Source organism: Polynucleobacter sp. P1-05-14 (assembly GCF_018881675.1).
In the GTDB taxonomy this organism is placed as follows: domain Bacteria; phylum Pseudomonadota; class Gammaproteobacteria; order Burkholderiales; family Burkholderiaceae; genus Polynucleobacter.
This window is the reverse complement of sequence record NZ_JACVPV010000017.1, coordinates 14,733-26,404: the sequence shown is the minus strand read 5'-3', so window position 1 is coordinate 26,404 and position 11,672 is coordinate 14,733. Positions and strand designations below refer to the sequence as shown.

The following is an 11,672-nucleotide window of genomic DNA, read 5'->3' as shown; positions in this document are numbered from 1 at the left end:
TTTACCGAGATATCACCATGAAAAATATTCAAGACGCATATATCGTTGCTGCCACTCGCAGTGCCGTTGGTAGATCTGGGCGAGGTGCATTAAAAAATACTCGTCCGGATGACTTACTTGGCAACGCCTTGCAACATATTCTGACGCAAGTACCCACCCTAGATCCCAAAGCCATTGAGGATGCCATTATTGGCTGTGCCATGCCAGAAGGTCAACAAGGATTGAATGTGGCCCGCATTGGACTTCTTTTAGGCGGCCTTCCCAATACTGTCGGCGGCATTACCGTTAACCGCTTCTGTTCATCAGGCTTAAATGCGATTGCTATGGCCGCTGACCGCATAAGGGTTGGCGAAGCGGATGTGATGATTGCTGGCGGTGTTGAGTCAATGAGTATGGTTCCCATGGGTGGCAACTCTCCATCGATGTCACCAGAAATCTTTATGGCCGATGAAAACATTGGTATTGCTTACGGTATGGGCTTAACCGCCGAGAAAGTTGCGCAACAATGGAAGATCAGTCGCGAAGATCAAGATGCTTTTGCATTCCATTCGCATCAAAAGGCCATGGCTGCACAAGCCGCCGGTGAATTTAATTCTGAAATTTTTCCAGTCAAGGTGGCTTATCGCTCCATGAATCTAGACAAGGGTCAAGTAGATGTGCAATGGCGCGATTTTTTGAAGGATGAAGGTCCGCGCGTTGACACTTCACTTGAAGGTCTAGCTAAACTCAAATCTCCATTTGCAGCTAGAGGTAGCGTTACCGCTGGCAACAGCTCACAAACCTCTGATGGTGTTGGCGCACTCATCTTAGCCAGTGAAAAAGCGATCAAGACCTTTGGCCTTACCCCTTTGGCACGCTTTGTCAGTTTTGCCGTTAAGGGTGTTCCACCTGAAATTATGGGCATCGGCCCTAAAGAGGCGATTCCAGCCGCATTAAAACTAGCTGGACTCAATTTGCAGGATTTGGACTGGATCGAGTTGAATGAAGCGTTTGCAGCCCAGTCTTTAGCAGTCATTCGAGATCTTGGCTTGGATCAAAGTAAAGTCAATCCTTTGGGTAGCGCTATTGCCCTTGGACATCCATTGGGGGCAACCGGCGCCATCCGAGCTGCGACAGCGATTCATGCCCTACAGAGACGTAATCTTAAGCATGCCATGGTGACAATGTGCGTTGGTACTGGTATGGGCGCTGCTGGAATCTTTGAGCGTTGTTAATCAGAATTTATCAACATCAACCAATATTAGGGGGCAAGAGAATGCTAAAAAAACAATTGATCTTATCGGCATGTTGTCTTAGTCTGATCGCGGGAAATGTGTACGCTCAAGCAACCGACCCAGCTATTGGGGTTTGGAAAACGATTGATGATAAAACCAATCAACCAGCTTCCTTAATTAAGATTGAAGAAGCCAATGGCCTTTTACAGGGCACCATCATCAAGACATTCCCATCTCCAGGCGAAACGCCGCTAGTCTATTGCAATCTCTGCAAAGATGAGCGCAAAGATAAACCACTTGTTGGCATGAAAATTATGAGTGATCTTAAAAAAGATGGGTCAGGCGCTTGGTCAGATGGAAAAATCTTGGATCCTAAGAATGGCGAAACCTACAAAGTCAAGGTTGCCACTGAAGATGGCAAGAAAATGGATGTCCGTGGCTATATTGGGGTTCCATTATTAGGTCGTACCCAAGTTTGGTACAAAGCTGAGCAGTAATCCACAGATCATTTAAAAATATGAGCAATAAATCTCTTCCAGAAGTTCTTCGTAAACATTTGGCGGATGGTAATTTACCCGTCATTGCAGCGCCTCTATTCATTATCAGCAATCCTAAATTGGTAATTGCCCAATGCAAAGCGGGAGTGATTGGCTCTATGCCCGCACTTAATGCGAGGCCGGCTGAGCAGTTTGAAGAATGGTTGATTGAAATTACAACTGCATTGGATCTATACAACAAAGAACATCCTGAAAAGCCTGCCGCACCCTTTGCCATCAATCAAATTGTGCACAAGAGCAATGATCGCCTTGAACATGATATGGCTCTGTGCGTCAAATACAAAGTACCCATCATCATTACCTCGTTAGGTGCTCGTGAAGAAATTAATACTGCCGCACATAGTTATGGCGGAATCGTATTGCATGACATTATCAATAATGCCTTTGCTAAAAAGGCGATAGAAAAAGGTGCTGATGGCTTAATTGCTGTTGCAGCTGGCGCTGGTGGACATGCTGGCATTAAAAGCCCATTTGCATTGATTCAGGAGATTCGGGAGTGGTTTAAAGGCCCGCTAGTTTTAAGTGGATCCATTGCTACTGGTGGCGCTGTTTTAGCTGCTCAGGCAATGGGCGCTGACTATGCTTATATTGGTTCAGCATTCATCGCTACCGAGGAAGCTCGTGCCAGTGATGCGTATAAGCAAGCGGTGGTTGATTGCAATTCAGACGATATTGTCTTGAGCAACCTATTTACTGGCGTATCTGGCAACTATTTAGCGCCATCTATACGCAATGCCGGCTTGGACCCAGACAATCTCCCCGAAAGCGATCCAAGCAAGATGAACTTTGGTGGCGCAGCTCAGAAAGCCTGGAAGGATATTTGGGGTTGCGGTCAAGGTATTGGCGCCGTGAAAGCGGTTACACCTACAGCGCAATTTGTAAGTCGCTTAAAGGCTGAATATGATCAAACTAAAGCGAATTTGCTTAAAGGTACAGCATAGACGACATGATTAATCATCATCTATCGGATGGCATCCTCAAGATACTACTGAATCGTCCTGAGAAAAAAAATGCATTCGCCAATGCCATGTATAGTGAGCTTACGCAGATATTGTCTGATGGCGACCAAAATCCCGAAGTAAAAGTGATGTTGATATCTGGGGCTGGCAATGCCTTTTCTGCCGGAAATGATATTGCTGATTTCATGCAATCCCCCATTACTCATAAAGATGCCCCGCCCATTAACCTATTGAAAGTGCTGGCAGGATTAACTAAGCCGTTAATCGCTGCGGTTGATGGTGTTGCCGTTGGTATAGGGGCGACATTACTGTTTCATTGTGATTTGGTATACGCTCAAAAGGATGCACGCTTTATTTTTCCATTTGTTTCGCTAGGATTGGTTCCAGAAGGCGCCATCTCTTTATTACTTCCACGCCTCGTTGGTCATCAAAGAGCGTCAGAAATATTGCTTTTTGGCGAACCCATGAGCGCTGACGATGCACAGCAAATTGGATTTGCAAACAAGGTAATTACAGAGCCATCCGCTTTGCCTTATGCAGAGCTGCAAGCTCAAAAACTTACCTCCCTCTCCTTCGGGTCTGTTTTACGCACTAAGTCACTATTGAAAGATGGCGCTCTGAAGACTGCAGTACTCAATCAAATTGATATTGAGGGCAAACTCTTCATTGATAGGCTTCATAGTCCTGCAGCGAAAGAGGCTCTGACCGCCTTTTTAGAAAAGCGCGCTCCTAATTTTGATGGGCTGGATTAGTAATGATTTTTAGTTTTTGAGAATGTAGCATTCCTAGATCTATCAATTCGGGAGAAAATATGCAATTAACCATTAACGATAAATCAGTTGAGCTGACGGTAGATCCTAGCATGCCCCTACTGTGGGTTATTCGCGATGTTTTGAATATGACTGGAACGAAATATGGCTGCGGCATAGCCGCTTGCGGAGCTTGTACTGTTCTCGTTAATGGTCGAGCTACGCGTTCCTGCGTAACCCCGGTGGAAAGTGTCTCTGGCGCAAAAATTACCACTATTGAATATTTAGGCACCCCAGAAAAGCCCCACCCTCTTCAAGCTGCTTGGATTCAAGAACAAGTTCCACAATGTGGCTATTGTCAAAGTGGCATGCTATTAGCCGCTGTAGATTTATTGGCACGCAAACCTAAGCCAACCGATGCTGATATCGATGAAGCGATGTCCAATATTTGCCGTTGCGGTACGTATCAAAGAGTCAAGGCTGCCATACATACCGCAGCAAAGGAGCGAGCATGAAGCGCCGGACGATGATCCTCAGCACACTTGGTGTTGCAGGTGCGCTCATTGTGGGATGGGGCGTCCTCCCAGCCAGATCACGACTTGGAAGTCCTGATAATTTCTTGACTGGAGATGGGGCTATTTCTCTGAATGGCTGGATTCAGATTGCACCCGATGGTAGCGTGGGTCTGGCTATGAATAAAAGTGAAATGGGACAAGGTATTTTTAATGCCCTGATGATGCTTGTAGCAGAAGAGTTAAACGCCCCAATGGCCAGCATTTATCTTCACCAAGCTGCTTATGACGGCATTTATGGCAACGTAGCACTTTTTATGGGAGCCCTGCCGCTCCATCCTGTCGTCAATGACGGTGAAAAACCTTTCATTATGAAAAGTAGTGAGTGGCTTGTTGGCAAAGTTGCTCGTGAATTAGGTATCAATGCTACTGGCGGCTCTACTTCAGTAGCGGATTCGTGGCTCAATTTACGTTATGCTGCAGCTACAGCAAAAGCCAGCCTACTGATGGCTGCATCCAAGCAATGGAATGTACCCGCCAAAGATTTACAGGTAATAAATGGAAAAATTATTAGCCCTGGTGGCAAATCAGCTCACTTTGGAGACTTTGCTAAAGAGGCTGCAGCTCTCACGCCATATGAAGTGACGTTAAAAGATCGCAAAAACTGGGAGGTAATTGGCAGGAGTGCGAAACGTGTGGACATCCCATCAAAGACAGATGGTTCAGCAATATTTGGCATAGATATCAGACTGCCAAACATGCTTTATGCAACCATCGTTCAAGCGCCGATGATGGGTGGAAGTGTGAGGGAGCTAGACACAAACCAAAATGTACCAGGATTGATAAGTATCGTTCCACTCAAGAGCCATGCAGGATCAGCCAATGGTTTTGCCGTTGTTGGCAAAACAACCTGGGACGCGATGCAAGGATCTAAACAAGTCAAAGTGCAGTGGGCCGAGAGAAAAAATGGCGCCATTAATACCGATCAAATATTGAAAACACTCCACGAAAATATAAAAACGGATAGTGGTTTTACTTTCTATAAAACAGGCGACACAAATGAGGCTGAGAAAAAAGCCAACAACATTATCGAAGCTAGCTACTCTGCCCCCTACTTGGCACATGCAACTCTTGAGCCAATGAATTGCACTGTCCAGGTTAAAGATGGGCAAGTGGATGTATGGGTCCCGACTCAAATTCCAGGACTAGCGAGAGCAATGGCTGCAAAAATCGCCAATGTTCCTGTTGAGAAGGTAAATGTTCATGTGACTTTATTGGGCGGTGGATTTGGACGACGCCTAGAGCTTGATTTTGTCTCCCAAGCCGTACAAGTTGCCATGGTTACAGACGGTAAACCAGTTCAGCTAACTTGGTCACGAGAACAAGATATGGCTAACGACTTTTATCGACCAATGCAAGCCACGCAGCTCAAAGCGGCCCTCAATGAAAAAGGTCAAGTGCAAAGCTTGCGCATCATCTCTGCTGGTGATGCCATTACCCCTCGATGGATGGAACGTGTTTCCATTCCATTGGCTGGCCCAATTGATGCCCCAGATAAAACAGCATCAGAAGGACTGTTTGACTTTCCGTATGCCTTTACTAATCAACATATATCCCATATACCAACCCATATGGGTGTACCAATTGGTTATTGGCGTTCCGTTGGTCATTCTCAAAATGCCTTCTTCCTAGAAAGTTTCATGGATGAATTGGCGTATGCTACTAAACAAGATCCACTAGCCTTTAGAGAATCCTTGCTGACAGATGCGCCGCGCTATTTAACAGTCTTACAGCTGGCTGCCAAAAAAGCAAATTGGGGTGGGCCTCTTCCAAGTGGTCACGCTAGAGGAATTGCACTCCATGAATCCTTTGGCTCGATTGTGGCGGAAGTTGTTGAAGCATCAATTCAGAATGGAAAACCTCAGGTCCACAGGGTAGTTTGCGCAATTGACTGTGGCACAGTAATCAATCCCAATACGGTTGCCCAGCAAATACAAAGCTCAGTCAATTTTGGATTAACAGCAGCTTTGTACGGCAAGATAGATATCAAAGATGGCGTGGTTCAGCAAACAAATTTTAATAACTATCCAATATTGAGCATGTCAGAGTCACCCCAGGTAGAGACTTGGATCGTGCCGAGCACTAGGGCACCAGCAGGCGTGGGTGAACCAGGGGTCCCTCCTGTTGCACCAGCCTTAAGTAATGCCTTATTTGCATTGACTGGCAATCGCATCCGAAAGCTACCTTTATTAGTCTAGTTTTCAAAATGAAACTTATTTAAGCTTCTGCCCGAATAAGATCAACTGCTTTTTCGGCGATAGCAATGATAGGGGCATTGGTATTACCGCCAATGAGGGTCGGCATGATGGATCCATCAACTACCCGAAGACCATCAATGCCATGCACTTTTAATTGGGAGTCGACAACTGCCATTGGATCATTACCCATTTTGCAGGTACCCACCGGGTGATATACGGTATCTGATCTTTGTCTAAGAATTTGACGAATATCATCATCTGTTTTTACATAAGGCGTAAAAATATCTTTCTTACGAATCTTAGTAAACGTTGGGGCATCCATTAATTTTTTAGTTAATTTATAGCCTTTAACTAAAGTTTCAAGATCCTCATCATCTTTTAGGAAACCAGGATCAATTAAGGGGGCTTCATTCATGCTTGCGCTAGCTAATGTCACTTGACCGCGACTCTTTGGCCTAAGAACGCAAACGTGACATGAGTATCCATGAGCCATATGGAGTTTTCTGGCATGATCCTCTACTAGACTCACTACAAAATGCAACTGCACATCTGGAGCCTCTAAGCTGGAATCTGTTTTCAAGAATCCGCCTCCTTCGGCAAAGTTAGTCGCCAACAGGCCTTCGCGAGAGCGCACATACTTCATAATCTCACCCGTGATTTTGACGGTGCCACCAAGTGAAATGCCAATTAGATCAAGACTATCCGCAGAATAACCAAAGATAAAGTCGGGATGATCTTGCAAGTTTTGACCAACGCCCGGTAAATCATGTACCAGTGGAATATCAAACTTTTGCAGTTCTTTTTTAGGTCCCACTCCAGACACCATTAACAATTGAGGGGAATTAAAGGCTCCAGCACACAGGATGACTTCTTTGTTTGCGCGAATGATATGGTGCTTGCCGCCTTGGTTGTAACTCACACCCATTGCACGCTTACCTTCGAATAATATGCGCTCGACTTGAACGCCAGTTTGAACATTTAAATTAGAGCGCTTGCCCATATATGGATGAATATAGCCGCGCGCAGCACTCCAACGCTCCCCATTTTTATGGGTTACTTGATAGATACCCAGACCCTCTTGTTCCTCACCATTGAAGTCATCATTAATTTTAAAGCCAGCTTCTTTAGCGGCCTCCAAATAATATTGTTGAAAGGGATTATGGGATTGAAGATTGGAAACATGTAAAGGGCCATCATTTCCATGGAACTCATCAGCTATAGCGGCGTTATTTTCGCTTTTTTTGAAATAAGGTAGTAGATCTTGATATGACCAACCGTCATTTCCTAATTCCGCCCAGTGGTCATAGTCTGATTTATGGCCGCGGATATAAATCATTGCATTAATTGCTGAGGAGCCTCCAAGACACTTTCCTCTGGGTTGATATCCACGACGTCCATTTAAGCCCGATTGCCTTACGGTCTCATAAGCGTAGTTGTTTAATGGGGTTGGCAGCATAGCAACAGCGCCTACCGGAGTCTTCACAACCCAACTATCGCCCTTGCCGCCCGCCTCTAGTAGCACCACTGAGGTGCTGGCATCTTCGCTTAAGCGCCCTGCCACAACTGAGCCACCAGATCCTCCGCCAATCACAACATAGTCATAGCTATGTGAAGTCATGCTGTCTCCTTAATTGCACCAGCGCTGATATAGCTTTCTGCTGGCCGATGGCTGAATATTTATTTTACTTAGATCACCAGTGTAGTGTTTGACTACACGATGATCCATCAAGGCAAACCATAATGGTGGAAAGTAAGCCAAGGTAATCATGGATGCATACCCACCCGGTAATTGCGGTGCTTTATCAAAATGTCGCAGCGCTTGATATCGTCTAGTTGGATGAGCATGATGATCAGAATGGCGCTGTAGGTGATACAGCAAAATGTTTCCAACTATATGGTTGCTGTTCCAAGAGTGCTCTGGTGCACAGCGCACGTACTCACCATCTTGATCTTTTTGACGCAATAGTCCGTAGTGCTCTACATAGTTCACAACCTCCAACATGGAGGCAGCGTAGATGCCCTGAAGGGCAAGAAAGATCAGGGCTGCCCATCCCAACCAAAATATGAGAGCACCGTACAAGAGAATCGTGAGAGACCAAGCTTGGAGATTTTCATTCTGAATACTCCAAACGACCCTCCCTTTTCTTTTTAAGCGTTCTCGCTCTAATTCCCATGCGGAAATTAGGCTGCCCAATACAGTACGCGGCAGAAATGCCCAAAAACTTTCCCCCATACGGGCGCTAGCAGGATCCTCTGGTGTTGCCACCCGCTTATGATGGCCGCGGTTATGTTCCACAAAGAAGTGGCCATACATACTGGAGGCTAATGCCAATTTAGAAAGCCAGCGATCTACGGACTCTTGTTTATGCCCTAACTCATGAGCAGTTCCAATGCCAATACCATTGGTAGATCCCACAGTAAATACTAAGGCGATGTAGGCATACCAATCTAAAGACTGAGTCGCTGCCAACCAAGTTCCATAGACTGTGCCAATGAGCTGAAAGGGAACATAGAGCCAAACCAACGCACGATAAAAGAAATCTTTATTCAAGTTCTCAACAGCGGATTCCGGAGGATTGCTAAAGTCTTCACCAAAAGTCAGATCCAAGATTGGTATGGCGATATGAATGATGGCGGGGGCAAAAAGCAAATAAAGCCACTGACCCGTCAATACGAATGCCAGAATAGAAGCGGTAAAAGCAAATGGAATAGTTGGGCTCAATAACCAAAGCCAGCGCTTATCATTCCACTCTGGATTTTGGGTTGTTGTTATGCCATTCATAACTACATCTTAGCCTCCACTCACAAAAATTGCTTGATTGGATGGCCCGCCTTTTGGGATGCAGTGTTCGGAGCATCTCAGTAGAGTCCCTAATGACGCAGCATTAAAGCCTCATTAATGGCCGACAAGGCCTGATCCAAATGGAGGTTTAGATAACCAAATTAGGGGCATCAGCGCCACCAGAATGAGTCCTGCCAATAGCATTAGCTGATTGGTTGAAAGCATGTAGGCCTGAGAGGTAACCAAGTTATCGATCAAGGCGTATCGTTGCATTTCTGTCATGCCGAGTTTGGCAGTTGTTTCCATCAATTGTTGGTATGCAAGATTCCCCGTCTGAATATTGCTCATGAGGTTCTCATGCTGTCTAATCGCATTGTCCTGCCAGAGCGTAGTGGCAACCGCTGTTCCTACACTGGCACCCACGTTTCTTAAAAAGTTAGAGATACCCGTACCAGAAGCAATTTGACTCCCCCTGAGCTGTGACATAGAAATTGCAGACATTGGCATGAAGAATCCTGCAATACCCACACCCATAATGAGGCGAGCAAACATCAGTGTTTTTTCATCGACGCCAGTTGTAAAGCCGGCAGCCATCCAGCACCCAATTGCCATGGCGGCAAATCCAATAGTGGCAATGATTCTCGCGTCAATACGATGGATATTGGCCCCAAATAAAGGGCCACAAAATAAAGCCAATACTCCAGTGATTGCCATGACCTTGCCAGAGTTAAATGCGGTATAGCCCAATTGGGTTTGCAGCCATAAAGGGCCGATCACAATGTAGATGTAAAAGGCAAAAGATCCTATCCCCAAGCAGATGGCAGAGGTACGAAAGTTCACCAGCCTAAATAAGCGCAAATCCACAATGGGGTGCTCTGCCCCCAACTCCCAGAGAACAAAGGCGACCCAAGAGATAAAGGAGATCGTTGCTAAAGTTGCAATGAATGATGATGACAACCAATCTAATTCACTACCCTTATCAAGTGCAATTTGCATCGAGGCGACAGCAGCAACTAGTAGCGCTATGCCAATAAGATCAATTTTCTCTTTAGAGGGCTCAGGCTTTGGAGCCCCATACAACCAGTAAACCATCACAGCAACCAAAATGCCAAATGGCAAATTGATATAGAAAGCCCAACGCCACACCAAATTATCGGTAAGCCAGCCACCAATTAAGGGCCCTAATACAGGCGCCACTATGGTAGTTGTCGCCCAAATACCCAATGCCATACCCCGCTTTGCTGGCGGATAACATTTCATGATCAAGGTTTGGGAAAGCGGAATCATTGAAGCGCCAACAATGCCTTGCAAGATGCGCGAGATGACCAGCACCTCGAAGGATGGCGCCAACCCACACAGCATTGAAGCTATCGTAAAAAGTATTGTGGCAAAGATAAACTGACGTACCTCGCCAATTCTCTTGGCTAGAAAGCCGGTTAATGGCAAAAAGATAGCTTCGCTAACTGCGTAGGAAGTAATGACCCAGGTCCCTTGAGTTGGGCTAATAGCAAAATCTCCTGCAATCGTTGGTAAAGCAACGTTTGCAATGGACATATCAAGAACGTTCATAAAGGATCCCAAGGCAAAAGCCAAGGTTCCAAGTACCAGCTTATATCCCTTAAGAGGCTCTAGCTCAGGCGCACTCATAAGGGCTAATTATGGCTTCTTAGAGTTCGTCAATAGAGACTGAATATGGCGCTCAGCTTTATCAAATTGCTTTTGATAAATAGTAGTGTCACTAATGGGACCTTTATCCATCGCCTGTAGTGAACTACCATCGCGATCACTAGTATCGACTTTAACATTCATTGATAAGCCAATATTTAAGGGGTACTTACTTAACTCATTACTATCCAGCGCGATTCTCACAGGTAAGCGCTGCACTACTTTTACCCAATTTCCTGTGGCATTCTGAGGTGGCAAAAGAGCTAAAGTGGAACCTGTTCCAGGGGCGAAGCCAACGACTTTCCCATGAAATTCCATCTTTCCGCCATAGATATCAGACTCCAATTTGACTGACTGTCCAATGCGAATATTTTTAAGCTGGTCTTCTTTAAAATTGGCATCAACCCAAATCTGATCGCCAGCAACCATCATTGCCAGTTGAGTGCCTGGAGCTACACGCTGGCCAACTTGAGCATACCGTTTTGCTATTGTGGCTTTAGCTGGACTTTGGACATCAACTCGAAGTAGATTAATGTAGGCTTGGCGTGCATTAGCCATCGCTTTTAGCAAGGCCAACTGGGAATGCTCCAGCTCCTCTTTAGACACACTGGCATCGCCTTGTAAGGCCTTACGTTTTTGGTAATCAGCCTCCGCATTACGCAAATCAATATCTGCTTTTTCTGAAGCAATCATTACTTCTGTAGGATCAATCCTAAAGAGTGTTTGGCCCTCCTCGACAGATTGGGTTTCAGAAACATTGACAGTAGCAATGGCCCCCTCTATTTGAGATACAACCTGAATCTGCGATCCTGATACATATGCATCATCAGTAGATTCTGAATTACGGCTAAAAATAAGCCAGTACAGCAGTCCTAAAAGAAAGACGCCAACCAGGATCGCGAAAAAGATCTTGAAAGCTTTTGGTCGATTAAAACCGCCATTGTTTGTAGTAGTGTCCATGGATATTCCGAGTGAA

The 11,672-nt window shown here is 45.5% G+C and carries 10 protein-coding genes; 6 read left to right on the top strand and 4 right to left on the bottom strand.

The window, feature by feature from the left end; all coding sequences use genetic code 11:
* Positions 1-17: 17 nt before the first annotated feature.
* From ICN37_RS07680 to ICN37_RS07655, 6 genes are read left to right on the top strand one after another with little or no spacing between them, the layout of a single operon-like run.
* On the top strand, positions 18-1,214 hold the full coding sequence (locus tag ICN37_RS07680) for an acetyl-CoA C-acyltransferase (protein ID WP_216156324.1): 1,197 nt from the start codon (positions 18-20) through the stop codon (positions 1,212-1,214).
* 41 nt (positions 1,215-1,255) lie between these two features.
* Positions 1,256-1,711, top strand: a complete 456-nt coding sequence (locus ICN37_RS07675) for a DUF2147 domain-containing protein (protein ID WP_216156321.1) — start codon at positions 1,256-1,258, stop codon at positions 1,709-1,711.
* A gap of 20 nt (positions 1,712-1,731) precedes the next feature.
* On the top strand, positions 1,732-2,712 hold the full coding sequence (locus tag ICN37_RS07670) for a nitronate monooxygenase family protein (protein WP_216156317.1): 981 nt from the start codon (positions 1,732-1,734) through the stop codon (positions 2,710-2,712).
* A gap of 5 nt (positions 2,713-2,717) precedes the next feature.
* Positions 2,718-3,482, top strand: a complete 765-nt coding sequence (locus tag ICN37_RS07665; protein ID WP_216156314.1) for an enoyl-CoA hydratase — start codon at positions 2,718-2,720, stop codon at positions 3,480-3,482.
* Between the two features lie 59 nt (positions 3,483-3,541).
* The gene (locus tag ICN37_RS07660; protein WP_072582350.1) at positions 3,542-3,994 is read left to right on the top strand and encodes a (2Fe-2S)-binding protein; all 453 of its coding nucleotides are present in this window, start codon (positions 3,542-3,544) and stop codon (positions 3,992-3,994) included.
* On the top strand, positions 3,991-6,249 hold the full coding sequence (locus ICN37_RS07655; protein WP_216156311.1) for a molybdopterin cofactor-binding domain-containing protein: 2,259 nt from the start codon (positions 3,991-3,993) through the stop codon (positions 6,247-6,249). The genes ICN37_RS07660 and ICN37_RS07655 overlap by 4 nt, the downstream gene beginning before the upstream one ends.
* Positions 6,250-6,268: 19 nt before the next feature.
* Here ICN37_RS07655 and ICN37_RS07650 read toward each other — a convergent pair whose 3' ends face one another.
* From ICN37_RS07650 to ICN37_RS07635, 4 genes are all read right to left on the bottom strand, one after another.
* On the bottom strand, positions 6,269-7,867 hold the full coding sequence (locus ICN37_RS07650) for a GMC family oxidoreductase (protein WP_216156308.1): 1,599 nt from the start codon (positions 7,865-7,867) through the stop codon (positions 6,269-6,271).
* A 9-nt stretch (positions 7,868-7,876) separates the two neighbouring features.
* The gene (locus ICN37_RS07645; RefSeq protein WP_216156304.1) at positions 7,877-9,031 is read right to left on the bottom strand and encodes an alkane 1-monooxygenase; all 1,155 of its coding nucleotides are present in this window, start codon (positions 9,029-9,031) and stop codon (positions 7,877-7,879) included.
* 114 nt (positions 9,032-9,145) lie between these two features.
* Positions 9,146-10,678, bottom strand: coding sequence for a DHA2 family efflux MFS transporter permease subunit (locus ICN37_RS07640; RefSeq protein ID WP_216156301.1), 1,533 nt, complete (start codon positions 10,676-10,678; stop codon positions 9,146-9,148).
* 9 nt (positions 10,679-10,687) lie between these two features.
* Positions 10,688-11,656, bottom strand: coding sequence for an efflux RND transporter periplasmic adaptor subunit (locus ICN37_RS07635; RefSeq protein WP_216156298.1), 969 nt, complete (start codon positions 11,654-11,656; stop codon positions 10,688-10,690).
* Positions 11,657-11,672: the final 16 nt, after the last annotated feature.

Coding starts and splice junctions, on each gene's coding strand:
- ICN37_RS07680 (WP_216156324.1), top strand. CDS start 18: ATGAAAAATATTCAAGACGCATATATCGTTGCTGCCACTCGCAGTGCC.
- ICN37_RS07675 (WP_216156321.1), top strand. CDS start 1,256: ATGCTAAAAAAACAATTGATCTTATCGGCATGTTGTCTTAGTCTGATC.
- ICN37_RS07670 (WP_216156317.1), top strand. CDS start 1,732: ATGAGCAATAAATCTCTTCCAGAAGTTCTTCGTAAACATTTGGCGGAT.
- ICN37_RS07665 (WP_216156314.1), top strand. CDS start 2,718: ATGATTAATCATCATCTATCGGATGGCATCCTCAAGATACTACTGAAT.
- ICN37_RS07660 (WP_072582350.1), top strand. CDS start 3,542: ATGCAATTAACCATTAACGATAAATCAGTTGAGCTGACGGTAGATCCT.
- ICN37_RS07655 (WP_216156311.1), top strand. CDS start 3,991: ATGAAGCGCCGGACGATGATCCTCAGCACACTTGGTGTTGCAGGTGCG.
- ICN37_RS07650 (WP_216156308.1), bottom strand. CDS start 7,867: ATGACTTCACATAGCTATGACTATGTTGTGATTGGCGGAGGATCTGGT.
- ICN37_RS07645 (WP_216156304.1), bottom strand. CDS start 9,031: ATGAATGGCATAACAACAACCCAAAATCCAGAGTGGAATGATAAGCGC.
- ICN37_RS07640 (WP_216156301.1), bottom strand. CDS start 10,678: ATGAGTGCGCCTGAGCTAGAGCCTCTTAAGGGATATAAGCTGGTACTT.
- ICN37_RS07635 (WP_216156298.1), bottom strand. CDS start 11,656: ATGGACACTACTACAAACAATGGCGGTTTTAATCGACCAAAAGCTTTC.